This is a genomic window from Pseudomonas sp. Z3-6 (genome assembly GCF_051131985.1).
GTDB lineage: Bacteria > Pseudomonadota > Gammaproteobacteria > Pseudomonadales > Pseudomonadaceae > Aquipseudomonas > Aquipseudomonas zanjanensis.
This window is the reverse complement of the sequence record NZ_CP071644.1, coordinates 5531326-5554534: the sequence shown is the minus strand read 5'-3', so window position 1 is coordinate 5554534 and position 23209 is coordinate 5531326. Positions and strand designations below refer to the sequence as shown.

The 23209-nt window shown below is 63.3% G+C and carries 21 protein-coding genes; 6 read left to right on the top strand and 15 right to left on the bottom strand.

Features of this window, described 5'->3' with window-relative positions; genetic code table 11:
- Nucleotides 1-58: 58 nt before the first annotated feature.
- The 10 genes from pdeM to J3P88_RS24065 form a co-directional block, all read right to left on the bottom strand.
- Nucleotides 59-715 (bottom strand): ligase-associated DNA damage response endonuclease PdeM, encoded by a 657-nt coding sequence (pdeM, locus tag J3P88_RS24110; protein ID WP_186708401.1) that lies wholly within the window; start codon nt 713-715, stop codon nt 59-61.
- Complete coding sequence (locus J3P88_RS24105) at nt 715-3201, bottom strand: ligase-associated DNA damage response DEXH box helicase (RefSeq protein WP_434572010.1); 2487 nt, start codon at nt 3199-3201, stop codon at nt 715-717. Before J3P88_RS24105 ends, pdeM begins: the two co-directional genes overlap by 1 nt.
- A 1199-nt stretch (nt 3202-4400) precedes the next feature.
- Nucleotides 4401-5165: an ABC transporter ATP-binding protein gene (locus tag J3P88_RS24100; protein ID WP_186708405.1), complete on the bottom strand. Its 765-nt coding sequence runs from the start codon at nt 5163-5165 to the stop codon at nt 4401-4403.
- 13 nt (nt 5166-5178) lie between these two features.
- Nucleotides 5179-6297 carry a succinylglutamate desuccinylase/aspartoacylase family protein gene (locus J3P88_RS24095; RefSeq protein ID WP_434572008.1) on the bottom strand — a complete coding sequence of 373 codons (1119 nt, stop codon included), beginning with the start codon at nt 6295-6297 and terminating at the stop codon, nt 5179-5181.
- A 27-nt stretch (nt 6298-6324) separates the two neighbouring features.
- Complete coding sequence (locus tag J3P88_RS24090) at nt 6325-7035, bottom strand: ABC transporter permease (RefSeq protein ID WP_053118991.1); 711 nt, start codon at nt 7033-7035, stop codon at nt 6325-6327.
- Nucleotides 7032-7760, bottom strand: a complete 729-nt coding sequence (locus J3P88_RS24085; RefSeq protein ID WP_053118993.1) for an ABC transporter permease — start codon at nt 7758-7760, stop codon at nt 7032-7034. Before J3P88_RS24085 ends, J3P88_RS24090 begins: the two co-directional genes overlap by 4 nt.
- 57 nt (nt 7761-7817) lie before the next feature.
- Nucleotides 7818-8600: a transporter substrate-binding domain-containing protein gene (locus tag J3P88_RS24080; RefSeq protein WP_434572005.1), complete on the bottom strand. Its 783-nt coding sequence runs from the start codon at nt 8598-8600 to the stop codon at nt 7818-7820.
- A 361-nt stretch (nt 8601-8961) separates the two neighbouring features.
- Nucleotides 8962-10650 (bottom strand): ATP-dependent DNA ligase, encoded by a 1689-nt coding sequence (locus J3P88_RS24075; protein WP_434572003.1) that lies wholly within the window; start codon nt 10648-10650, stop codon nt 8962-8964.
- Nucleotides 10647-11678 (bottom strand): ligase-associated DNA damage response exonuclease, encoded by a 1032-nt coding sequence (locus J3P88_RS24070; protein ID WP_434572001.1) that lies wholly within the window; start codon nt 11676-11678, stop codon nt 10647-10649. The genes J3P88_RS24075 and J3P88_RS24070 overlap by 4 nt, the downstream gene beginning before the upstream one ends.
- Nucleotides 11679-11914: 236 nt before the next feature.
- Complete coding sequence (locus J3P88_RS24065; protein ID WP_434571999.1) at nt 11915-14365, bottom strand: penicillin acylase family protein; 2451 nt, start codon at nt 14363-14365, stop codon at nt 11915-11917.
- 363 nt (nt 14366-14728) lie between these two features.
- On the opposite strand from J3P88_RS24065, the gene J3P88_RS24060 reads away from it, so the two are divergent.
- Nucleotides 14729-15286, top strand: coding sequence for a cysteine hydrolase family protein (locus J3P88_RS24060; RefSeq protein WP_434576608.1), 558 nt, complete (start codon nt 14729-14731; stop codon nt 15284-15286).
- Between the two features lie 293 nt (nt 15287-15579).
- Here the strand turns inward: J3P88_RS24060 and J3P88_RS24055 are convergent, their stop codons facing one another.
- The 4 genes from J3P88_RS24055 to J3P88_RS24040 all read right to left on the bottom strand — a co-directional run bounded on the left by J3P88_RS24055 (nt 15580) and on the right by J3P88_RS24040 (nt 17334).
- Nucleotides 15580-15783: an SEC-C metal-binding domain-containing protein gene (locus tag J3P88_RS24055; protein ID WP_434571997.1), complete on the bottom strand. Its 204-nt coding sequence runs from the start codon at nt 15781-15783 to the stop codon at nt 15580-15582.
- A gap of 5 nt (nt 15784-15788) precedes the next feature.
- Entirely contained in the window at nt 15789-16274 is a 486-nt protein-coding gene (locus J3P88_RS24050) for an LEA type 2 family protein (RefSeq protein ID WP_207965980.1), read from the bottom strand.
- Nucleotides 16275-16345: 71 nt separating this feature from the next.
- Nucleotides 16346-16834 carry a YchJ family protein gene (locus J3P88_RS24045; protein ID WP_434571995.1) on the bottom strand — a complete coding sequence of 163 codons (489 nt, stop codon included), beginning with the start codon at nt 16832-16834 and terminating at the stop codon, nt 16346-16348.
- A gap of 2 nt (nt 16835-16836) precedes the next feature.
- On the bottom strand, nt 16837-17334 hold the full coding sequence (locus tag J3P88_RS24040; RefSeq protein WP_434571993.1) for a DUF6231 family protein: 498 nt from the start codon (nt 17332-17334) through the stop codon (nt 16837-16839).
- A gap of 191 nt (nt 17335-17525) precedes the next feature.
- Here J3P88_RS24040 and J3P88_RS24035 point away from each other — a divergent pair, with 191 nt between their 5' ends.
- The 4 genes from J3P88_RS24035 (at nt 17526) to J3P88_RS24020 (ending at nt 20206) form a co-directional block, all read left to right on the top strand.
- Nucleotides 17526-18221, top strand: a complete 696-nt coding sequence (locus tag J3P88_RS24035; protein ID WP_186708425.1) for an OmpA family protein — start codon at nt 17526-17528, stop codon at nt 18219-18221.
- Nucleotides 18222-18310: 89 nt separating this feature from the next.
- Nucleotides 18311-19036 (top strand): OmpA family protein, encoded by a 726-nt coding sequence (locus tag J3P88_RS24030; protein ID WP_186708427.1) that lies wholly within the window; start codon nt 18311-18313, stop codon nt 19034-19036.
- 146 nt (nt 19037-19182) lie between these two features.
- The gene (locus J3P88_RS24025; RefSeq protein ID WP_186708429.1) at nt 19183-19455 is read left to right on the top strand and encodes a DUF1145 domain-containing protein; all 273 of its coding nucleotides are present in this window, start codon (nt 19183-19185) and stop codon (nt 19453-19455) included.
- The gene (locus tag J3P88_RS24020) at nt 19448-20206 is read left to right on the top strand and encodes a collagen-like protein (RefSeq protein WP_186708431.1); all 759 of its coding nucleotides are present in this window, start codon (nt 19448-19450) and stop codon (nt 20204-20206) included. Before J3P88_RS24025 ends, J3P88_RS24020 begins: the two co-directional genes overlap by 8 nt.
- A 133-nt stretch (nt 20207-20339) precedes the next feature.
- Here the strand turns inward: J3P88_RS24020 and J3P88_RS24015 are convergent, their stop codons facing one another.
- The gene (locus J3P88_RS24015) at nt 20340-20804 is read right to left on the bottom strand and encodes a CopD family protein (protein WP_186708432.1); all 465 of its coding nucleotides are present in this window, start codon (nt 20802-20804) and stop codon (nt 20340-20342) included.
- 99 nt (nt 20805-20903) lie between these two features.
- On the opposite strand from J3P88_RS24015, the gene dinG reads away from it, so the two are divergent.
- Nucleotides 20904-23048 carry an ATP-dependent DNA helicase DinG gene (gene dinG, locus J3P88_RS24010; protein ID WP_434571989.1) on the top strand — a complete coding sequence of 715 codons (2145 nt, stop codon included), beginning with the start codon at nt 20904-20906 and terminating at the stop codon, nt 23046-23048.
- Nucleotides 23049-23209 lie beyond the last annotated feature (161 nt).

Sequence of the window (23209 nt, the reverse complement as noted above, 5' to 3'; positions counted from 1 at the left end):
AGCTGCAAGCTGCAAGTTGGCGCATGTAGCTTGGCTTGAAGCTTGAAGCTTGAAGCTTTCAGCTCACAGGCCATATTTCGTTATCGCCAATGACAAAAATCCTGCAATCGCTGTCCTGATCGACTCGATAGCCGCCCGTGAACGCACCGAAGGCCGGTAGCAGGCTGATCTCGCTACCCAGGCGGAAACAGGCCAGGCGCAGCCGTTGCCGGCCCTTGCCGCTCAGGTGATAGACCGGGTGTACGTGACCGGCCAGCACATGGCGGCTGGCGTGCGGGGTGGGCTCGTGTTGCACGGCGAACGGGCCCAGCAGCAGCGGCTCCGGTACGACGCGAATATTCAGCTCCGGCGGTGGGTCGCCGGCGCGCTTGTCATGGTTGCCGCGAATCAGCGTCATGGCCAGGTGCGAATATCGCGCACGCCAATCGGAAAGGGCCTTCAGGGTGCCGGGCGCGTGAGAACCCGGGCCGTGGAGAAAATCCCCGAGGAAAATCAGCTGTCGACACGCCAGGCTGGCCAGTAACCCATCCAGCACCGCGATGTTGCTGGCGGTGGTGCCGTGGGGCACCGGTTGCCCGAGGCTGCGATAGGCGGCGGCCTTGCCAAAATGAACGTCGGCCACCATCAAGGTTTCCTGGGCGGGCCAGTACAGGGCTTTTTCCGGGAGCAGCCAGAGTTCTTCCCCCGCGAGGTTGACGGGATAAGGCGCGGGCATCAGGCGTCACCGCGATCGGCGGTCTTTTCCAACTCGTTGACCATCCGCCGGATGCGGTCGGCGAGTTTTTCCGAACTCATGCTTTCCCGGAACCGCTCCACCAGCAGCGGGAAGCCGAGCGGGGTGGGGCGCTTGATCCTGTGCAGGTCCAGCTTCAAGGTATTGAGGCGTTGCAAAGTCTGCTCCAAACGATTGATATCCAATTCCTCACGCAAGACTTCCTCCCCGGCCTGGGCCAGCAAGAGATTGTCGGCGTCGTATTGCTTGAACACTTGGAAGAACAAGCCACTGGAGGCCTGGACTTGCCGGGTGCTTTTTGGCGCACCGGGGTAGCCGGCGAAGACCAGCCCGGCGATCCGGGCGATTTCGCGAAAGCGCCTGAGGGCCAGTTCCCCAGCGTTCAAGCTGGCGAGCACGTCGGCCAGCAGGTGATCGACGCTCAGCAGGCCCGGGGTCAGGACGTGCGACCAATCCACCGCCGTGGCGCTGAGCAGTTCCAGGCCGTAGTCGTTGACCGCAATGGAAAACGTCACCGGCTGTTGCCGACTGACGCGCCAGGCCAGCAGGCTGGCCAGGCCCAGATGAACCTGGCGCCCGGCAAACGGGTAGAGAAACAAGTGCCAGCCTTCCCGGGACTTGAGGGATTCGGCCAGCAGGGTGTGTTGCGTGGGCAAACCGGACCAGCGTTCCTGCGTCGTCAGCAAGGGCTGCACGGCCTGCATCTCCGGCCCCTCGAAGCGGCCGGCGGCGGCTTCGCTCAAACGGGCCACGACAGCGGCCGCCAATTCGCTGGAGAGTGGCATGCGCCCGCCGTTCCAGCGCGGCACGGCGGCCTTTTTGGCCTGGCTGCGCCGCACGTAGGCGGTCATGTCTTCGACCCGGACCAATTCCAGCAGCCGCCCGGCGAACAGGAAACCGTCACCGGGGCGCAGGCGAGCGATGAAACCTTCCTCGACGCTGCCCAGGGTCTTGCCGCCGCCGCCCTTGCTCCAGAATTTCAATTGCAGGCTGGCATCGCTGACGATGGTGCCAATGCTCATGCGGTGGCGCCGGGCCAGGCGCGCATCGGGGACTCGCCAGATCCCGTGTTCGTCCGGCTCGACCCGTCGGTAATCGGGGTAGGCGGTCAGTGACAAACCGCCATGGCGCACAAAGGCCAGGGCCCAGGCCCATTCGGCCGGGTTGAGGTCGCGATAGGCCCAGGCCCCCCGCACCTCCGCGAACAGTTCGTCGGGAACGAAGCCGCCGCCCAGGGCCATGCTCACCAAATGCTGCACCAGGACATCCAGCGGTTTGTGGGGTGACAGGCGAGGTTCGATGCGCCGTTGGGCCACCGCGTCCTGGGCGGCAGCGGCTTCGATCAATTCCAGGCTGTGGGTCGGCACCAGCGTCACCCGTGAGGTCCGCCCCGGTGCGTGGCCGGAGCGCCCGGCCCGCTGCATCAACCGCGCCACACCCTTGGCCGAGCCGATCTGCAGCACCCGTTCCACCGGCAGGAAATCCACCCCCAGGTCCAGGCTCGACGTGCAGACCACCGCTTTGAGCTGGCCGTCCTTCAACGCACGCTCCACCCAATCCCGGGTGCCGCGGGACAGCGAGCTATGGTGCAGGGCGATCAGCCCGGCCCAGTCGGGCCTTGCTTCGAGGATGGCCTGATACCAGATTTCCGATTGCGCCCGGGTATTGGTGAAGACCAGGCAACTGCGACTGGCGTCGATTTCGGCGACGACCTTGGGCAGCATCTTCAGGCCGATGTGCCCAGCCCATGGGAAACGTTCGAGGGCCGGAGGCAGCAGCGTGTCGACCTGCAGCGCCTTGCCGTTGGCGCCCTGAACGCTGGCGCCGTTGCCTTGCGGGATCAACACCTGCTCGGCGTGGGCCTGGTTGCCCAGGGTTGCGGACACGCCCCAAACGATGAGTTCGGGGTGCCAGTGCCGCAAGCGGGCCAGGGCCAGTTGCAGTTGCACGCCCCGTTTGTTGCCGAGCAACTCGTGCCATTCATCCACGACCACCATGCGCAGGGTCGAGACGGCAGCGTGCGCGTCGGCTCGGGCGAGCATCAGGGTCAGGCTTTCGGGCGTGGTGATCAGCGCGGTGGGCAGGCGCCGGCCCTGGCGGGCGCGTTCACTGGGGCTGGTGTCGCCGGTGCGCAGGCCGACACTCCACGGCAGTTGCAGGTCTGCCAGGGGCGCTTCGAGGGCTTTGCCGGTGTCGGCCGCCAAAGCGCGCATCGGTGTGATCCACAGGACTGTCAGCGGTTCGGTTGGCGGCTTGCGTTTGCGCGGTTTGTCCGGCGGCGGTGTCGAGCGGGCGAAGCGGTTGAGGGCGGCAAACCACACGGCGTAGGTCTTGCCGGCACCGGTGCTGGCATGCAACAGCCCGGACTCCCCACGCTTGACCGCGGCCCATACTTGCTTTTGAAAGGCGAATGGCTTCCATCCGCGGGCATCGAACCACTGTTTCGCGAAATTATTGGATGTCGCCATGCCTGCCGCGTGCGCCCTGAAGGTCCTCTTCCAGTGACCACGGCGAGATGCGAAAGGTTTTATCCAGGACATCGGGGCGAGCGCGCTTCTGTGGCGAGGGAGCTTGCTCCCGCTGGAGGCGCAGCCTCCCTCCTGCAGTACGTCTTCCAGATGCAGGGGGCCGCTTCGCAGCCCAGCGGGAGCAAGCTCCCTCGCCACAAAAGCAGCGCCTGGCGGCGAATGCCAGTCAGTTAAGCAGCAAACCTGTGGGAGCAAAGCTTGCTCGGGAGATGAAAGGTTTTATGCAGGACATCGTGGCGAGCGCGCTTCTGTGGCGAGGGAGCTTGCTCCCGCTGGAGGCGCAGCCTCCCTCCTGCAGTGCGTCTTCCAGATGCAGGGGGCCGCTTCGCAGCCCAGCGGGAGCAAGCTCCCTCGCCACAAAAGCAGCGCTTGGCGGCGAATGCCAGTCAGTTAAGCAGCAAACCTGTGGGAGCAAAGCTTGCTCGGGAGATGAAAGGTTTTATGCAGGACATCGTGGCGAGCGCGCTTCTGTGGCGAAGGAGCTTGCTCCCGCTGGAGGCGCAGCCTCCCTCCTGCAGTGCGTCTTCCAGATGCAGGGGGCCGCTTCGCAGCCCAGCGGGAGCAAGCTCCCTCGCCACAAAAGCAGCGCCTGGCGGCGAATGCCAGTCAGTTAAGCAGCAAACCTGTGGGAGCAAAGCTTGCTCGGGAGATGAAAGGTTTTATGCAGGACATCGTGGCGAGCGCGCTTCTGTGGCGAGGGAGCTTGCTCCCGCTGGAGGCGCAGCCTCCCTCCTGCAGTGCGTCTTCCAGATGCAGGGGGCCGCTTCGCAGCCCAGCGGGAGCAAGCTCCCTCGCCACAAAGGCAGCGCCTGGCGGCGAATGCCAGTCAGTTAAGCAGCAAACCTGTGGGAGCAAAGCTTGCTCGGGAGATGAAGGGTTTTATGCAGGACATCGTGGCGAGCGCGCTTCTGTGGCGAGGGAGCTTGCTCCCGCTGGAGGCGCAGCCTCCCTCCTGCAGTGCGTCTTCCAGATGCAGGGGGCCGCTTCGCAGCCCAGCGGGAGCAAGCTCCCTCGCCACAAAAGCAGCGCCTGGCGGCGAATGCCAGTCAGTTAAGCAGCAAGCTTTGCTCCCACAGGTTTTATGCCGTTTGTTCCTAACTGACAGGCATTGGCGCCTCCTTTTAAGGGGAGGCCGAGGTCTATTTCAGGTTGCCACTGAGAAACTGCTTGAGCCGTTCGCTGGTGGGATTGCCCAGCACGTCTTCCGGCGCGCCTTCCTCTTCCACCAGGCCCTGGTGCAGGAACAGCACCTGATTCGAGACCTTGCGGGCGAAGCTCATTTCGTGGGTCACCATGATCATGGTCCGGCCTTCTTCAGCCAGGCCCTGGATCACTTTCAGCACTTCGCCCACCAACTCCGGATCCAGTGCCGAGGTGGGTTCGTCGAACAGCATCACCTCCGGCTCCATTGCCAGCGCACGGGCAATGGCCACCCGCTGTTGCTGGCCGCCGGAGAGGAACGCCGGGTACTGCTCGGCGACCCGCGCCGGCAGGCCGACCTTGTCGAGGTAACGTCGGGCACGGTCGTCGGCTTCCTGCTTGCTCACCCCCAGCACCCGGCGCGGCGCCATGGTGATGTTTTCCAGCACGGTCATGTGGCTCCACAGATTGAAGTGCTGGAACACCATGGCCAGGCGCGTGCGGATACGTTGCAGTTCGTCGGCGTCGGCCACGTGCATGCCGTGGCGGTCCTTGATCATCTGGATTGACTGACCGTCCAGGGTCATGGCGCCATCGTTGGGTTGTTCCAGGAAGTTGATGCAGCGCAGGAAGGTACTCTTGCCCGAGCCGCTGGCACCGATGAGACTGATGACGTCGCCGGTCTTGGCCTTGAGCGAAACGCCCTTGAGCACTTCATGTTCGCCATAGCTTTTATGCAGGCCTTCGATGGTCAGTTTGTACATGGAGCATGCATCCTCAAGGCGAAAGTAGGTAGCCGCTGCGGTAGGCCTCGGTGCCGGCGACATGGGCTATCACCATGCCGGCCGTGGCCATGCGGCGCAGCGAACGGGCGTACAGCAGCCCGGCGTTACGGCAATGAACGGGGGTGACGGTATCGTTGACCGGGTCGATGATTTCCGCGATCAGTTGCCCCGCCTCCAGGTATTCGCCGGGCAAGGCGCTGTAGACCAGCAACCCGCCCACGGGCGTCGTCACCGGCTCGACCGCAGCCAGCGGCGTGGCCGGGTAGGGCAACTCGGGCATGGGCATCGGTTCGCCGTCGATGGCGCCGAAGCGGATCAAGTACTCGATCAAGGCCTGGCAGTCGAGGCTCGCCAAGCCGTGGTTGACGTCGCCCTGGCCGCGCAACTCCACGGTGACCGAAAAGCTGCCCAAGGGAATCTCGAAGCGGTCGCCGAAGCGTTCCTTGAGCTGCCACCAGAGCAGGGTGAAGCACTCATCGAACGACTGGCCACCCGAATCGGTTGCCAGCAGGCTGGCTTCGGCACCGATGTAGCGGGCCAGCGGCTCGACCTGGGGCCAGGCTTCGGGCGTGGTGTAGAGGTGGGCCACGGCTTCGAAGTCGCAATGCAGGTCCAGCACCATGTCGGCGTCGCAAGCCAGTCGCTGCAGGGCCAGGCGCAGGGACTGCAATTGCGTGCCAGGGGTTTGCCGGGCGAGGGCATCGCGCAGGCTGGTGCGGATCAGCATCAGGTTGTGCTGCGGATCGTCGGTGAGCAGGTCCTGGATCTCGTTGCCGATCTCCTCGCTCAGGTCGACGAAGCGGCGGTTGAAGTTCTGCCCGCTCTCGGTTTCGTAGCGGCCCAGGGGCACGTCCATCAGCACTTGTTCAAGGCCGATGGGGTTGGCGACGGGCACCAGCACGATCTCGTGCCGCAGGTGGCCCGACGCCTCGAGCTCGGCCAGGCGTTGCTTGAGGTGCCAGGCGACCAGCATGCCCGGCAGTTCATCGGCGTGCAGGGACGCCTGGATGTAGATTTTGCCGACGGCATTTTCCGGGCCGAAGTGGAAGCTGTGGATCTTGCGCGCTGTCCCCGGTACCGGGGCCAGCAGGTCATGGATCTGATGGCGCATGTGCGTGTGTGTCCTGGAACAAAAGCCTTAGTGGGTCGGCCCGAGGAAGGCCAGCCATCGGCGTTCGGCGAGGCGGAAGAGGCCTACCAGCGCAAAGGTGACGGTCAGGTAGATCAACGCGGCGATCCCGAACGACTGGAACGTCAGGAACGTCGCCGAGTTGGCATCCCGGGCGACTTTCAGCACGTCTGGAACGGTAGCGGTGAATGCCACGGTCGTCGAGTGCAGCATCAAGATGACTTCGTTGCTGTAGTACGGCAGCGAGCGGCGCAGGGCCGACGGCATGATCACGTAGGCATACAGTTTCCAACCGGTCAGGCCGTAGGCCTTGGCCGCTTCCACTTCGCCATGGTTCATGCTGCGAATCGCCCCGGCGAAAATTTCCGTGGTGTAGGCGCAGGTGTTCAAGGCGAAGGCCAGGATCGTGCAGTTCATCGCATCGCGAAAGAAGCTGTCGAGCATGGGCTGGGCGCGCACCGCCTCGATGCTGTAGATGCCGGTGTAGCAGATCAGCAGTTGGATATAGAGCGGCGTGCCCCGGAACAGGTAGGTGTAGAACTGCACGGGCCAGCGGACGTAGAACTTGGGGGAAACCCGGGCGATGGACAGCGGGATCGACACCACGAAGCCGATCAGCAGCGAGGCGCTGAGCAGCCACAGGGTCATCGCCAGGCCGGTGATGTTGACGCCGTCGCTGTAGAGAAACGGCCGCCAGTATTCTTGCAGGAGTTCGATCATCGCACCGCCTCCCGGGCGCCGGCGGCGTAGCGGCGTTCAAGCCAGCGCAGGATGAAGTTGGACGCGCTGGTGATCAGCAGGTAGATCAATGCCGCCAGCACCAGGAAGTAAAACAGCTGGTAGGTGCTCTTGCCCGCGTCCTGGGCCGCCTTGACCAGGTCGGCCAGGCCGATGATCGACACCAGCGCGGTGGCCTTGAGCATCACCATCCAGTTGTTGCCGATGCCCGGCAAGGCAAAGCGCATCATTTGTGGAAAGACGACGTAGCGAAAGCGCTGGCCACGCTTGAGGCCATAAGCCGTGGCGGCTTCGACCTGGCCGCGGGGGACCGCGAGGATCGCGCCGCGAAAGGTTTCGGTGAAGTACGCGCCATAGATGAAGCCGAGGGTAATCACCCCGGCGCCGAATGGGTTGATCTCGATGTATTCCCATTCCATGAAGTCGGTAAACGAGGTCAGCCAGGTTTGCAGGCTGTAGAAGATCAGCAGCATCAGCACCAGGTCCGGCACGCCGCGGATCAGCGTGGTGTAGAGCTGGGCGGGGATTCGCAGCAGTTTGACGCGGGACAGCTTGGCGCTGGCGCCCAGCAGGCCGAGCAGGACGCTCAGCAACAAGGACAGGGCCGACAGCTTGATGGTCATCCAGGTGCCTTGCATTAGCAGCGGGCCAAAGCCCTGCAGGCTGAAGGCCGAGAGCCCCAGACTTTGTAGGAATTGTTCGAACATGGACGTTGCCTTTGGCAGAAAAAAGACGCCCACCCGAGATCGGGTGGGCGCCGCGCATTATTTGCCGCTGTACAGATTCAGATCGCCAAAGTGTTTTTTCTGGATCTCGGCGTATTTGCCGTCGTCGTGTAACGCTTTGATACCTTTATCCAAAAGGGCCTTCAGCTCTTTGTTACCTTTCTTGATACCGATGGCGGTCTTGGATGGCAGCAGTTCGCTGTCCACTGGCTTGCTGACTTCGTAGCCTTCACCTTTTGGCGACTTCAGGAACCCCAGCTCAGCTTGGAGCATGTCCTGGATCGCGGCGTCGAGGCGGCCCGAGGTCAGGTCGGAGTAGACCTGGTCCTGGTTCTGATAGGCCTGGGTCTTGACGCCGGCCTTGTCCAGCACGGCCTTGGCGTAGGCTTCCTGGATGGTACCTTGCTCGTAGCCGACGGTCTTGCCTTTGAGCGAGGCAACGTCTTCGCTCAGGCCCGAGCCCTTCTTGAAGACATAGGCCGTTGGGCCGGAGAACAGCTCGCTGGAGAAGTCGATGGCTTTTTCACGGGCCGGGGTCACGGTCATGGAGGAGATCACGCCGTCGAATTTATTGGCCTTCAGGCCCGGGATCATGCCGTCGAAATCGCTTTCAACCCATTTGCATTTGACCTTCAGTTCTTCGCAGATCGCATTGCCCAGGTCGATGTCGAAACCCACCAGGCTGCCGTCGGCGGCCTTGGACTCGAACGGAGCGTAGGAAGGGTCGACACCAAAACGCAGTTCCTTGTATTCCTTGGCCGTGGCAACGCCAGCGGCCATGCACAACGCCAGTGCAGAAAGGGTCAGCAGTGCTTTTTTCATTATTGAGTCCCTAAAACCAATTTGAGCGCTTGTGGCGCGTAAGATTGTTACCGGTGAAGGTCTGAACGGTATGACGGCATAAAGGTAGCAATTTCCGCACCATAGTGCCGAACAGGTGTTTTAAAAGCACGGGTGGCGGAAGACGGAACGCGATGGTGCGCGAGGCTGAGCGTACATCAAAAAACGCACCGGGATGGAGCGTGCGTCGTCTCGATTGCGGTCTTTGTGGCGAGGGAGCTTGCTCCCGCTGGAGGCGCAGCCTCCCCACGCGGTGTGACATACAGAACCAGAGGGCCGCTTCGCGCTGGAGCGCCAGCCCGGCCCAGCGGGAGCAAGCTCCCTCGCCACAGAGGGAGCGGTGTTATTTCAGCAGGTCCTGAAGCGTTGCCAATGTGTCGGCTTCGTCGACGCTCTTGTCCTGGCGCCAGCGCAGCATCCGCGGAAAGCGCACGGCGATCCCGCTCTTGTGGCGCTTGGACAGGGCGATCCCCTCGAAGCCCAGTTCGAACACCAGGGTGGGCGTGACGCTGCTCACCGGGCCGAACTTTTCCACGGTGGTCTTGCGCACGATGCTGTCGACCTGGCGCATCTCGGCATCGGTCAGGCCTGAATAGGCCTTGGCGAACGGCACGAGGGTGCGTTCGCGACTGCCCGGCGGGTTGTCCCACACGGCGAAGGTGTAGTCGCTGTACAGGCTGGCGCGCCGACCGTGGCCGCGCTGGGCGTAGATCAGCACCGCGTCGACGCTGAACGGGTCGATTTTCCATTTCCACCACACGCCCATGTCCTTGGTCCGGCCAACGCCGTACAGCGCGTTGCGGGCCTTGAGCATCATGCCTTCGACACCGAGGCTGCGAGAGGCTTCGCGCTGCCGGGCGAGGTCGAGCCAGTCCTGGCCGGTGACGATGGGTGAGGGCAACAACACCGGGCTGTGGATACGGGCGATCAGCGCCTCCAGTTGTTCGCGCCGCTCGGCTTGGGGGCGGCTGCGCCAGTCCTCGCCTTGCCATTCCAGCAGGTCGTAGGCCATCACCACCACGGGGGCGTCGTCGAGAATTTTCTTGCCCAGGGTCTTGCGCCCGATGCGCTGCTGCAACAGGGCGAAGGGCTGCACCGCCGGTTGCAGCGGTGCGTCGGGGTCGAAGGCGTCCTCGGTGACTGACTGCGGGGCTTTCCAGACCACGATTTCACCATCGATCACCGTGCCGTCAGGCAGCGCCTGGGCCAATGAGTGCAATTCCGGAAAACGTTCAGTGACCAAGTCCTCGCCTCGGGACCAGACCCACAAATGGTCTTCGCGCTTGATCACCTGGGCGCGGATTCCATCCCATTTCCACTCCACCTGCCAGTCACTGGCGGGCCCCAGCAACGCGTCGAATTGCGCCACGGGCGCGGACAACCCATGGGCCAGGAAAAACGGATAAGGCTGGCCGCCGCGCTGGGCATGCTCATCGTCGGATTCGGCGGCGATCAGCCTGAGGTAGCTGGCCGCCGTGGGGCGATGGGACAGATCGGTGTAGCCCACCAGTCGCTGGGCCACCCGTTTGCTATCCAGCCCGGCCATGCTCGCCAGGGCCCGGGTCACCAAGAGCTTGGACACGCCGACGCGGAAACTGCCGGTGATGAGTTTGATGCAGAGCATCAGGCTCGGTCGGTCGAGCTGCGCCCATAGCGCCGGAAGCCGTTCAGCCAGGACTTCAGGCGATTCACCGCGCAACGGCAGCAGTTTCTCCTCGACCCACAGCGCCAGGCCTTCATCGGAACTGTGGGGCGATTCAGGCAAGACTAACGAAATGGTTTCGGCCAGGTCGCCCACGGCCTGATAACTTTCCTCGAACAGCCAGAGCGACAACCCGCAGACCTGGACTGCCAAATCCCGGAGGATTTTTACCGGCACCAGTTGCCGCGGACGCCCGCCGGAGAGGAAATACACGGCCCAGGCGGCATCTTCCGGCGGTGCCTTGCTGAAGTAATCTTGCATGGCGGCAAGCTTGGCGTTGCTGGACGTGGTGGCGTCCAGTTCGGCGTACAGCTCGGCGAAGGCTTTCATGACGCCGCCTCGCCGCTGTCGGCCGCCGTGGCGAGGTCTTCTTCATCGTCACCGTACTCCGTGGTGAACCCCTGGGCGTCGAGGCCTTGCTCGCAGAGGTGGCGCACCAACACGGCGACCGACCCGTGGGTGACCATCACCCGCTCGGCGCCGGTCTGTTCAATGGCCCAGAGCAGGCCAGGCCAGTCGGCGTGATCGGACAGCACGAAACCCCGGTCCACGCCGCGTCGCCGACGCGTACCGCGCAGGCGCATCCAGCCACTGGCGAAGGCATCGCTGTAGTCGCCGAAGCGGCGCATCCAGCTGCTGCCGCCGGCAGAGGGCGGGGCGATGACCAGCGCCTGGCCCATGATTGGATCGTTCTTTTTAAAATCGCCAGCGTAGAGCGTCGGTGGCAGGTGAACGCCTGCCTCGCGATAGACCCGGTTCAGCGGTTCCACCGCGCCGTGGGCGAGGATCGGTCCGAGGCTTTCATCGATGCCGTGAAGAATCCGCTGGGCCTTGCCGAAGGAATAGCAGAACAACACGCTGGCCCGGCCGGCGGCAATGTTTGCGCGCCACCACTGGTTGATCTCCTCGAAGACCTGCGCCTGGGGTTGCCAACGATAGATCGGCAGGCCGAAGGTCGATTCGGTGATGAAGGTATGGCACTTCACCGGTTCGAACGGCGCGCAGGTGCCGTCAGGTTCGACTTTGTAGTCCCCTGACGCCACCCAGACCTCGCCTTGGTACTCCAGCCGCACCTGGGCCGAGCCCAGGACGTGGCCGGCGGGGTGAAAACTCAAGGTTACGCCGTGGTGTTGCAGGCGTTCGCCGTAGGGCAGGGTTTGCAGGTTGATGTCCTGGCCCAGGCGGGAACGCAGGATGCCTTCGCCGGGTGCCGCCGCCAGGTAGTGTTGGTTGCCGCTGCGGGCATGGTCGCCGTGGGCGTGGGTGATGACCGAGCGTTCCACCGCGCGCCACGGGTCGATGTAGAAATCCCCGGGCGGGCAGTACAAGCCTTCGGGGCGGGCAATGACAAGATCCATGCAGTCACCGGAGCGATGGGCTTGTCAGGTAGAGGCGAGGGCGAGGGGAGAAGTTCTATCGGGTTTTCGGGGTGGATCCACTGAACCCGTGGCGAGGGAGCTTGCTCCCGCTCGGCTGCGCAGCAGTCGTAAACCGGTTGATGCGGTCTGCTTGTAGACATGCAGGGGGCTGCTTCGCAGCCCAGCGGGAGCAAGCTCCCTCGCCACAAATCCTGTCTCCAGGCCCGGGGTTGCAGTTACTTGCCAGGCACCAGGGTCAACCGCGTCTTGCCGTAGGCTCGATCGAAGTTCTGCGATTGCAGCGGCAAATTCTGGTACTGCCCCTTGATCCATGGATCGATGCCATTGGCATAGTGTGGGCTGACCGGGTTGCCGGACTGGCCGGTGCCGTCCTGGATCATCAACGGTTCAGGCTGGCCGAAGTCGACGATAAAGCGCATGGAAGGCGCCAGGGTGGTGGCGAAATCCTGCCCCCAGGCAAACGCCGCCGTGTTGAGCGTGGTGCTGTCTCCGCCGGCCGGCAGCGGGCCACGTACGATCTGGCCGTTGCTGTTTTTCCACGTATAACGATGCAACTGGCCCCACTGCCAAGCCTTGTGGTCACCGCCCAACTGGCTGTCACCGGCACTGATGGTGGCGGCCAGGCTGCGGGCGAGGATGACGGCCTTGTCTTCTTTCTGCGGTGTGCGCACATCGTCCCAGAAAGGGCTGTCTTCGCGCCCCAGCAGATGATCGGCCTGGGCCGAGTAGGACAATTGGCCGTTGGCGACCAGCGCCTGCCACGCCACGCTGCTGTCCGGGCCCAGCTCGTCGAGGAAAATCTGCTTCATGCTTTCCTGCAGGAACAGCCCATAGATCGCCGCGTCGGCGGAGGTCGGGCTGAGCCGGCCATCGAATGCCATCAAGCGGGTATAGGCCTCGCGGGCCTTGGCCCGGTCAGCCACCGGCAGGGCGTCGATCGCTTGTTTGAGCGGCTGGGTCATGCCCGGGGCTTCGAAGACGCGCTTGAGCTTGGCCGCGAACGTCGTGCTCTGGTCGTATTGCATGGCGGTCAGGCTGCGGGTGTCGTGCTTGCCCGCGCTGGCCAATTCGGCCATGCGTTCGCCACGCTCCGGTGCGCCCCAGGAGTTGGACAATTGCATGCCATAACCATGGGGAATGACCCGTTGGTTGGCCGTGCCGAGCCAGCCCTGGGCCGGGTCTTGATCGTAGGGGTGCAGCATCGGGTCGGCGTAACCGTCCCAATCGTAGCGACCGTCCCAACCTGGCGATGGCAACAGGCCTTCGCCTTCGCGGCGGTTCGGGTAGCGACCGGTGACTTGCCAGCCGATATGGCTGGCGTCGGCAAAGACCAGGTTCACCGCCATGGCGCGGATCTCCCGGCTGGCATCGGAGGCTTTCTCGACGTTCTGTGCCCGGGACAGGTCGAAGAAGGCATCCAGGGTCTTGTCATCGCTGAAGCTGGGTGTCTGCAAGGCCAGGCCAAAGCCGTTGGCCATGGCCGGCCCCTGGGCACTGTTGAGCAACGGGCCGTGGCGGGTCTCGAACACCGCTTCACGCATTGGTCGCTGGCCTTTGATGAAGTAGGTTTCGTTGCGCACGATCACCGGCTGCCATTTGCCGTTGACCTCGTAGGACAGGCTGTTGCCCTGGCGTCGGATTTTTTCCAGGAACAGGTCCTGGTTGTCTCCCAGCACGCTGGTCATGCTCCAGGCCACCTTGCCGTTGAATCCGGCCAGGATCATTGGGATGCCCGCCACGGAAACCCCGGCCGCCTGGTACTTGGGAGCGCGGATCTGTACGGGACTCCACAGTCCCGGCATGCCCAGCGGCCCATGGCTGTCGCTGGCCAACAAGCTCTTGCCGCTGCGGCTGCGTTGCGGCGCGATGGCCCAGTTGCTTGCAGACGCAGCGCCCAACAGATTCAGCCCGGCCAACTGGCCGGTGGCCTTGCTGATTTCGTTCAGGCCTGGGATCTGGCCGTTGAGGCGCAGGCCTTGGAGCTTATCAGCCTCGGCCACGGGCAGTTGCTCGTCCGGATAGGATGGGCTCAGCCAGGCGAGCTTGTCGTTGTTGACGGTCTGAGCCAGCACCAGGCTGGCGACTTCTTCCGGCAGGTTGGCTGACTGGCTGAGATTCAGCAGGCAGAACATCAACGCTGAATCTTCCGGCTTCCAGTATTCGGGCTTGTAGCCAGTGGCGGCCAGGTCCGCCGGCAGCTTGTCGCGGTAGCGGAACAGGTAGGCGTTGACGCCGCGGGCATAGACTTCAAAGAAGCGCTTGAGCCGTGGCGAAGACGCCTTGTACAGCTCGTCGGCGTTTTTCTTCAGGTTAACGGCGCGCATGTAGCGGTCGACGTCCAGCCGTTCGGCGCCGGACATCTCTGCCAACCGCCCCTGGGCCAGCAGGCGCAGGGTGACCATCTGGGCAATGCGGTCGCTGGCGTGGACGTAGCCGAGGGTGAACAGGGCGTCATGGAAGCTGTTGCTTTCGATCAGCGGCATGCCTGTGGCATTGCGGCGGACCGAGACGTTCTGCGCCAGCCCCTTGAGCGGCTGCACGCCGGATGTGGGCGGGACAGTGTCCTGGGCATTCCAGGTCTGGCATCCGCTCAAACCGAGCACACTGGCCACTGCGGCGGCAACGCCGAGCCGGGGGATAAGGGAAATAGAGGCTGGCGAGGCCATGGCAAAGCTCCTGCGGGAGGGGGTGGCACCAATAAAGGCGCTACGTTAGTGAGCAGGCGGGGGCCGCGCAAGCGGGGGCGAGGGTTATTTGTTGATTTAGCGATGAAAGCCCTGCTGTTCACTCAAGGACGACTGTGAACCTGTCGCGAGGGAGCTTGCTCCCGCTGGGCTGCGCAGCGGCCCCAAAACCATTCGACACGGTGTGCCAGGAAAATACGGCTGGCAGGTTTTTACGATTGCTGCGCAACCGAGCGGGAGCAAGCTCCCTCGCCACAAGTCAGCGCGTTTGCTCGAAGGCTTGCCTGTTGGAAAAGGGGATGCTCAAGTGTGGAACATTCAATGAACGAGCAAGAGAAAACCGGCATGGAGCTACAGCACGACGCGGCGCTGATCCTCATCGATCAACAAAAAGGCATCCTTCACCCCAGGCTCGGCCCTCGCAACAACCCCGAGGCCGAGCTGCGCATGCTGGAGCTGCTGGCCTTCTGGCGACACACGGCGCGGCCGGTGATTCACGTTCATCACTTGTCCCGCTCGCCGGACTCGGTGTTCTGGCCGGGGCAGTCGGGGGTGGAGGTCCAGCCGCGGTTCGAGCCGATGGCCGGGGAACGGCTGGTGCAAAAACAGGTGCCGGATGCGTTCAGTGGCACGGGCCTGGAGCAAGACCTGCGCGAAGCCGGTATCGGGCAACTGGTGATCGTCGGTGTGGCGACGCACAACTCGGTGGAGTCCACGGCCCGCACGGCCGGCAACCTGGGGTTCGACACTTGGGTGGTCGAGGACGCCTGCTTTACCTTCGACAAGACCGATTACTTCGACAATCCTCGTTCGGCGGCCGAGGTGCATGCCATGTCCCTGGGCAACTTGCACGGTGAGTATGCGACGGTGGTGGGTGTGGAGCGGATTCTACAGGCAGGCTGATACATATGCAGTGAATGTGCTGGCCTCATCGCGAGCAGGCTCGCTCCCACATTGATTTTGCGGCAATCATTGGGTATCGCTTCACCCGCAATTCCCCTGTGGGAGCGGGCTTGCTCGCGAAGAGGGCGTGTCAGGTTAATCACTGCCAACTGACCCACCGCATTCGCGAGCAAGCCCGCTCCCACATTGATTCTGCGGCGATCATTGGATATCGCCTCACCGTAAATCCAGTGTGGGAGCGAGCCTGCTCGCGATAGCGATTTAACAGGCGAAGATTATCTCCGCCCAGCCCCTCAAGCCCCGTGGCATTTCTTGAATTTCTTGCCATTGCCACACGGGCAAGGGTCGTTGCGACCGACATCCTTCAGGGCGTTGCGTACTGGCTCCTGGTGGGCGTGGCCGCAGTTCGGGCCGTGGACGTGGCCGTGGTCATGATCGTGGTGATGGTCGTGATCGTGGTTGCAATCAGAGCCGTGAACGTGGGGTTGCTGGGTCATCGGGGTTACTCCGCAATTAAATCGGCGGCGATTATCACGCCATTGCGCTCAAGGTGCACGTAGTGGGCAATGAATAATCCGGTTTCCAGCTCACCTTCCAGACGATAGGGGATCTGTTCCCGGGGTTTCTCCAGCAGTTTCACCACTTCCCGCACCTGCGGCCACAGGTTGGTGCGCACCGGCACCTTGAAGTAGGCGCTGTGCCTGGGGCGCACGGTGAACCAATGTTCATGCTCACCTTCGGTCAGCAACAGCTCGCCCAGGTGGACACGGTAGGTCAGGCCACGAACGGTCAGGTCGCTGTCGCCGGGGTTGTCGACGCGAAAGTGCAGCATGAACCGCTGTTCCACCAGCCGGGCCCGGATCACCTCGACCTTGACCAGGTGGACCTGGGGCTCAGGGGCTTCATCGCCTCGCCAGGAGGCACAGCCGCCGAACCCGAAGAACAGCAACAGGCAGGTGACGCGCAGCAAGAAGGATGGGTGGGTCATGTCCGTGCCTCTGGTTTATCCCCAGTCTAGCCCTATGGGCCGATGGACGGGCGTCGGACGTTTCCGAAAAATCAGCGGGTGAAGTAACCGGCGCAGCATTTCTTGAATTTGTACCCGCTGCCGCACGGACAATCGTCGTTGCGTCCCGTCTTCACCGGCACGGTCGGGTCGATGAAGTACCAGCGCCCGTCGTTCTGCACAAACGAGGACTGTTCCCGGTGGCTATGCTCGCCCTGGCCATCGTGCCAGCGCGCCGTGAACGTGACGAAGGCGTGTTCCGGTTTACCGCCGAACACTTCGCTGCTTTCCACCTCCAGCCCCAACCAGGTGCTGTTGGCGCTCCACTCGCTGATCGACTGGCGATCGAGGCTTTGCTGCTGGGCGGGCAGGGTGGTGGCGACCAGATAATCCACCAGGCCCAGCACATAGGCGCTATAGCGCGAACGCATCAAGGCTTCGGCGCAGGGCGCCGGGTGACCGTCGTGATAGTGGCCGCAGCAGGCGTCCAGTGAATTGCCACTGCCGCAGGGGCAAATGGGTGATTGGGAGCTTGTGTTCACGGTTACCACCAATATTTTCCGAAGTTTTCCGGGTTGGCCCAGAAACGTGAGTTGAGCCAGTCGGGGACTTGTTTGTATTCAAGCAGATCGTAGGTGAACAGGGTCAGCACCTGATCGTCACGCTGGAATCGCTCACTGGCTTGCAGGGCCAGGGAGAAAAAGTCCGTCTCTTGCCAGCCGCAGGCAGTGAGGTCGGCCAGCACGGCGATGCGGCTGGCGTTGAGATTGCGGATGCCGCCCAGCAGGTTCAGGCCCTCGCGCTTGGGCAAATGCTCCAGGCAATCGAGTGCCAGGGCCAGGTCAAAACGGCGCGCCGCCACGTCCGCCGGCAGCGCGCCGGGGCCGGCGTGGACCACTTCGGTGTCGGGGTGGGCCTGCTGGAAGGCTTCGAGTGCGGGGAAGGCGCTGGCACCGATCAGCAGCAGGGTTTGCGGGGCATAACGGTCAAGCACGGCCGCCAGGGCTTGCTGGGGCGTACGCGAAGAAATGGCAACGGTCATCGAAGTTCCTCAGTCAGAACCACCACGATAGCCTGCCCGGACATCATGGCCTAGAGCGGTTTGTCCCGGAATGTGCGCAAACGTCGTAAACCCGGGGCGAAAACCCGCGATTGCTCAGGCTGGCGTAGATTCGAAGTCGGGTCTTTACTCCCCTGAATCGGCGCCAAGCCGATCCCTCAAGGAGAAACCCGATGAGCATAGTTCGGACAGCGTTACCCCTGGTTCTGCTAACCAGTGTGTTGACTGGTTGCGCAGGTTTGCAGAAAACCGACTGGCCGACCTGTGCGGCCGTCGGCGGAGCGATCGGCGCCGGATTGGGCGCCATAGAAAGCACTTCCTGGGCTGGCGGCGGCGCGTTGTATGTTGGCGGCATGGCGGCAGCTTATTGCTGGGTCAAGGGCGACGGCGACGAAGACGGCGATGGCGTGCCGGACAGCCGTGACAAATGCCCGGGCACACCGAAGGGCGTGCAGGTCGATGCCGACGGTTGCCCGCCGCCCGCACCGGCGCCGGTGGTCGAAGAAGCGGTCGTGGTCAAGGAAGAAACCATCGTGATCCGCGATGTGCACTTTGAATTCAACAAAGCCACGCTGACCCCAGCCGACAAGGATGTACTGAGCACGGTCGCCACCCGCCTGAAGCAGGAAACGTCCACCGCGCAACTGAGTGTCACCGGCCACACCGACAGCGTTGGCAGCGATGCGTACAACCAGAAACTGTCGCAGCGGCGAGCCGATTCGGTGGTGAAATACCTGGTCGAAAACGGCGTGCCGCAGTCCAGTTTTGTCTCGGTGTCCGGCGCCGGTGAGAGCCAGCCGGTGGCCGATAACAAGACCGCCGACGGCCGTGCGATGAACCGCCGCACGGAGATCAAGATAAACCGTTGAAACCCTTGGCATCCGCGGCTTGTAGAGTTGCGGATGCGGGTCTTTACTCCTGTGTGACCGGTATGGGCCGGTGACACAGGAGCCTTCACATGAACGTTCTAATCAGGGCCGCCTTACCGGTGCTGCTGGCGAGCAGTCTGTTGTCCGGTTGCGCCACTCACAGCGACGGCAGCGCACCCCTCAATCAACGCACCTGGCCAATCTGTAGCCTGATCGGCGGCCTCGTCGGCGGCGGGTTGGGGGCCATTGAAAGCAGCGGTTGGGCCGCTGGTGGCGCCGCCTTGGGGCTGCTGGGCGGTGGCTTGATCTGCTACGCCCAGGATGGCGATGAAGACGATGATGGCGTGTTCGACCGCCGCGACCGTTGTCCCGATACCCCAGCCAATACACCGGTCGAGCATCATGGCTGCCCGGTGCCGCAATACCCCGCCAGCGCGCCACCGGTCGAACCGCAAGCGCCGACCAGCGAAGTCATTACCCTCAATGACGCGGGCAAGGTGCTGTTCGATTTCGACAAATCCGATCTCACCGCAGAGGCTCGAAGCCAGCTCGATGGGCTGATGGGCAAGCTCAGCCATGTCAATGTCGCCAGCATTCGGGTAGTGGGCCACACCGACAGCGTCGGCAGCGATGCCTATAACCAAGGGCTGTCCGAACGTCGCGCCAGTAGCGTCGTGGAGTATTTGCTGACCCAGGGACTCGCCCCCGACAAACTCACCAGCGAAGGCAAGGGCGAAAGCGAGCCGGTGGCCGACAATGAGACCGACGAAGGGCGCGCGCAGAATCGCCGGGTCGAATTGCATCTCCAGCGCTGAGCAGCGAGCCAGAGCTGCCGGATCGTCGGGAGGGCGATCCGGTCGGCCGGGGCTCGGGTTGGATTAAATTTGCCTGGCCCTCTGGCTTATCCGGCGCGCAAGCCGTTACTGTGCGCGCAAAGAATAATTCTCCATCAGGGGGGCGTATGAAGGTGTTTTGGGGGCTGGGGCGCTTGCTGACCCTGCTGTTCTGGCTGGTGGTGCTGGTCAACCTGGTCGTGCCGTTCGTCCATCCGCTGCATCTGCTGGTCAATTTCGCCGGTGCTTTTTTGCTGGTGCTGCACGTGCTGGAACTGCTGTTGTTCCGGGCCAGTTTCCGTGGCCGCGCCGCCCCTGGCCGTGACCGCCTCAGAGTGCTGCTGTTCGGCATCTTCCATCTGCAAACCCTCCCGACCGCGCCAGAGGCTTCCCATGCGTAAATTGTGTCTGCTTGCCGCCCTTGTATGCCCGTGGGCTTCGGCCCAGGTGCTCCAGGTCGAAAGCCATTCGTTGATGCGCCTGCCCAACACCACCAGCACACTGACCCTGGAACGTCTGGAGGTGGCCGATTACGGCACGCTGCTGGTGCCGTCCAATGTCGCTGAACTGTCCATCGACCAATTGCACCTGGGGCGTGAAGCGCGGATCGCCATCGTGCCGGCGCAGCAGGCATTGGAAATGAAAGTGGCCCGGGCTGAATTGGCCGAAGGCAGCCAGATCACTTCACGGGGCGCACCGGGTACCTACACCAAGGCCGCGCGGCCGGGGCGCGATCTCAACCTGCGTTTCAAGGTGTTGAATGGGCCGTTGTTGTCGGTGGATGCCCGTGGCGGCACCGGAGCACCGGGTTACGTGGGGCTCGACGGTGCCAATGGCCAGGCGCCGGGTTGCACCTGGGGCTCGGCCGGTCGCGGTGCCGATGGCAGCAATGGCAGCGATGGCCAGCCGGGCGCCGCCGGCGCGCAGGTGCGCCTCGAACTGCCCCGGGCCTATCCTGCCGAGCAGATCAAGGTCACGGTGGATGGCGGTGCCGGTGGCCCGGCGGGACACGGCGGCAAGCCTGGGGCGGGCGGCAAGGCCAAGGGCTGCGTGGTTTATACCGCGGATGGCGGCAAGAGCGGTCGCCCTGGCGCCGACGGCCAGCCCGGGCCTGCCGGAGCGGCGGGGGCGGTGACGGTGCAGCGGTTCTAAACGTATGGCGAACCTCATGTGGGAGCGGGCTTGCTCGCGAAGAGGGCGTGTCAGGTTAATCAATGTTGATTGACCCAACGCCTTCGCGAGCAAGCCCGCTCCCACAAGTTCAGTGTGATATCGACGATTTTTTTCAGAACATCGGCCGCGCCGCGCCAAGCGCCACCACCAGCAACCCGATCAACAAATTGATCCCCACCAACCGCCGGATTTTCCCGAGCACCGCCGCACCCGCCGGCCAGTCCTGCGCCGTTACGGCGTTACGCAAAACGGGCAGTTGCAAGCCCTGGATGCGGATAAACAGTGCTGTCATCACTATGTACAGCCCCATCATGATCTGCACATAACGCGGCGCGGTTTCGAAGCCGGCGAAGCGCAGATGGATCAGGCCGACGCCGCTGATCGGTAAAAGCACCACGGCCACCCAGACCCAGACGAAAAAACGCTGAAACACTTCTACCCATAACTTGAGCCGGGCAGGGCCCTCTAGCGCCGTCATTGCGGCGGGTCGCAGAATCATCCAGGCGAAGAACATGCCGCCGACCCAGATCAGGGCCGCCAGTAAATGCAGGGTGTAGACGAGGGCAAAGGGTGTCATTGGGTTACTCCGTTCTGCGCAGGATTCATTAGCGGGGTATGATAGCCGCCGATCCGAACCACTGAAAATTTATCCAGCGTTTTTAGCGCCCGACCATTCATGATCAGCACCGAACTCAAAACCACGATCCAGGGCGCCTATTCGCGTTTTCTCGAAGCCAAGAGCCTCAAGCCGCGATATGGCCAGCGCCTGATGATTGCCGAAGTGGCAAAAGTCCTGGGTGACATCGACACCGACGACGAAGGCCGGCGCAGCGGCGAGCCTGCCATCGTGGCGGTGGAGGCCGGCACCGGTACCGGTAAGACCGTGGCCTACAGCCTGGCAGCGATTCCGACTGCCAAGGCCGCTGGCAAACGCCTGGTGATCGCCACGGCCACCGTCGCCCTGCAGGAGCAGATTGTCTACAAGGACCTGCCCGACCTGATGCGCAACAGCGGGCTGAACTTCACGTTCGCCCTGGCCAAGGGCCGCGGGCGCTACATGTGCCTGTCCAAGCTTGACATGTTGCTCCAGGAAGGCCACGCCCAGACCGCCACGGCCCAGTTGTTCGAAGAAGAAGGCTTCAAGATCGAGGTCGATGAAGCCAGCCAGAAGCTGTTTACCAGCATGATCGAAAAGCTGGCCGGCAATAAATGGGACGGCGACCGCGACAGCTGGTCCACGGCCCTGGAAGACGCCGACTGGTCTCGCCTGACGACCGACCATAGCCAGTGCACCAACCGCCATTGCCCTAACTTCGGCCAGTGCGCCTTCTACAAGGCCCGGGAAGGCATGGGCAAGGTCGACGTCATTGTCACCAACCACGACATGGTCCTGGCCGACCTGGCCCTGGGCGGCGGTGCGGTGCTGCCGGACCCGCGCGACACGATCTACGTGTTCGACGAAGGCCATCACCTGCCGGACAAGGCCATCGGCCATTTCGCCCATTACACCCGGCTGCGCTCCACCGCCGATTGGCTGGAAACCACCGCCAAGAACCTCACCAAGCTCTTGGCCCAGCATCCGTTGCCGGGCGACCTGGGCAAGTTCATCGAGCAAGTGCCGGAGCTGGCGCGGGAAATCAAGACGAACCAGCAGTTCATGTTCACCGCGTGCGAGCAAGTGGCCGATTTCAAGCCCGGCGAAGACGTCGAGGGGCGCGAGCGGCCACGCCACCGGTTTGTCGGCGGGGTGATTCCTGAACACATGCGCGACATGGGCATCGAGCTCAAGAAAGGTTTCGCGCGCCTGACGGATCTGTTCACGCGGCTGACCGACCTGCTCAAGGAGGGCATGGATGGCGAGGTTAACATTGGTATCGCCAGCAACCAGGCCGAGGAGTGGTATCCGCTGTTCGGCAGCCTGCTGTCCCGCTCCCAAGGCAACTGGGAACTGTGGACGGCCTTCACCGCCGAAGACCCGGAAGACAACCCGCCGATGGCGCGATGGCTGACCCTGGCCGAAAGCGGTTCGCTGTTCGACATCGAGGTCAATGCCAGCCCGATCCTGGCGGCGGAAATGCTGCGGCGCAACCTGTGGAACGTGGCCTACGGCGCGCTGGTGACCTCCGCCACCCTGACCGCCCTCGGCACGTTCGACCGCTTCCGCATGCGCGCCGGCCTGCCGAAGAAGGCCGTGACCGCCGTGGTGCCAAGCCCCTTCCATCACGCCGACGCCGGTGTGCTGCGGGTGCCGGACCTCAAGGCCGACCCCCGGGACGCCGCCGGCCATACGGCGGCGATCATCCGCGACCTGCCGGAACTGGTGGAAGGCTCACGGGGCACGCTGGTGCTGTTTTCCTCGCGCAAGCAGATGCAGGACGTGTTCGATGGCTTGGACCGTGATTGGCGCAAGCAGGTGTTCATCCAGGGCAACCTGTCGAAGCAGGAAACCCTGAACAAGCACAAGGCACGGGTCGACGGTGGTGATTCCAGCGTGTTGTTCGGCCTGGCGAGTTTCGCTGAAGGCGTGGACTTGCCCGGTGCCTATTGCGAGCACGTGGTGATCGCCAAGATCCCCTTCTCGGTTCCCGACGATCCGGTAGAGGCGGCGCTGGCCGAGTGGATTGAAGCCCGCGGAGGCAATCCGTTCATGGAAATCTCCGTGCCGGACGCTTCGCTGAAGCTGGTCCAGGCATGTGGCCGCTTGCTGCGCACCGAAGAAGACCGCGGCACCATCACCTTGCTCGACCGCAGGCTGGTGACCCAGCGCTATGGCAAGGCGATCCTCAATGCATTGCCACCGTTTCGGCGGGAGATTTCCTGATACGTGTTGCTGTGGCAAGGGCGCTTTTGTGGCAAATGGACGCTTTTGTGGCGAGGGAGCTTGCTCCCGCTGGGCTGCGCAGCAGCCCCAAACCTGGCACAGCGGTGTGCCAGGCCTATGGCGTGCGGTCTGAACAGGGCTGCTGCGCACCCCAGCGGGAG

Coding starts and splice junctions, on each gene's coding strand:
- J3P88_RS24075 (WP_434572003.1), bottom strand. CDS start 10,650: ATGAAAGCCTTCGCCGAGCTGTACGCCGAACTGGACGCCACCACGTCC.
- J3P88_RS24065 (WP_434571999.1), bottom strand. CDS start 14,365: ATGGCCTCGCCAGCCTCTATTTCCCTTATCCCCCGGCTCGGCGTTGCC.
- J3P88_RS24100 (WP_186708405.1), bottom strand. CDS start 5,165: ATGTACAAACTGACCATCGAAGGCCTGCATAAAAGCTATGGCGAACAT.
- dinG (WP_434571989.1), top strand. CDS start 20,904: ATGATCAGCACCGAACTCAAAACCACGATCCAGGGCGCCTATTCGCGT.
- J3P88_RS24070 (WP_434572001.1), bottom strand. CDS start 11,678: ATGGATCTTGTCATTGCCCGCCCCGAAGGCTTGTACTGCCCGCCCGGG.
- J3P88_RS24015 (WP_186708432.1), bottom strand. CDS start 20,804: ATGACACCCTTTGCCCTCGTCTACACCCTGCATTTACTGGCGGCCCTG.
- J3P88_RS24020 (WP_186708431.1), top strand. CDS start 19,448: ATGCGTAAATTGTGTCTGCTTGCCGCCCTTGTATGCCCGTGGGCTTCG.
- J3P88_RS24090 (WP_053118991.1), bottom strand. CDS start 7,035: ATGATCGAACTCCTGCAAGAATACTGGCGGCCGTTTCTCTACAGCGAC.
- J3P88_RS24095 (WP_434572008.1), bottom strand. CDS start 6,297: ATGCGCCATCAGATCCATGACCTGCTGGCCCCGGTACCGGGGACAGCG.
- J3P88_RS24105 (WP_434572010.1), bottom strand. CDS start 3,201: ATGGCGACATCCAATAATTTCGCGAAACAGTGGTTCGATGCCCGCGGA.
- J3P88_RS24085 (WP_053118993.1), bottom strand. CDS start 7,760: ATGTTCGAACAATTCCTACAAAGTCTGGGGCTCTCGGCCTTCAGCCTG.
- J3P88_RS24050 (WP_207965980.1), bottom strand. CDS start 16,274: ATGACCCACCCATCCTTCTTGCTGCGCGTCACCTGCCTGTTGCTGTTC.
- J3P88_RS24035 (WP_186708425.1), top strand. CDS start 17,526: ATGAGCATAGTTCGGACAGCGTTACCCCTGGTTCTGCTAACCAGTGTG.
- J3P88_RS24080 (WP_434572005.1), bottom strand. CDS start 8,600: ATGAAAAAAGCACTGCTGACCCTTTCTGCACTGGCGTTGTGCATGGCC.
- J3P88_RS24060 (WP_434576608.1), top strand. CDS start 14,729: ATGGAGCTACAGCACGACGCGGCGCTGATCCTCATCGATCAACAAAAA.
- pdeM (WP_186708401.1), bottom strand. CDS start 715: ATGCCCGCGCCTTATCCCGTCAACCTCGCGGGGGAAGAACTCTGGCTG.
- J3P88_RS24030 (WP_186708427.1), top strand. CDS start 18,311: ATGAACGTTCTAATCAGGGCCGCCTTACCGGTGCTGCTGGCGAGCAGT.
- J3P88_RS24025 (WP_186708429.1), top strand. CDS start 19,183: ATGAAGGTGTTTTGGGGGCTGGGGCGCTTGCTGACCCTGCTGTTCTGG.
- J3P88_RS24055 (WP_434571997.1), bottom strand. CDS start 15,783: ATGACCCAGCAACCCCACGTTCACGGCTCTGATTGCAACCACGATCAC.
- J3P88_RS24040 (WP_434571993.1), bottom strand. CDS start 17,334: ATGACCGTTGCCATTTCTTCGCGTACGCCCCAGCAAGCCCTGGCGGCC.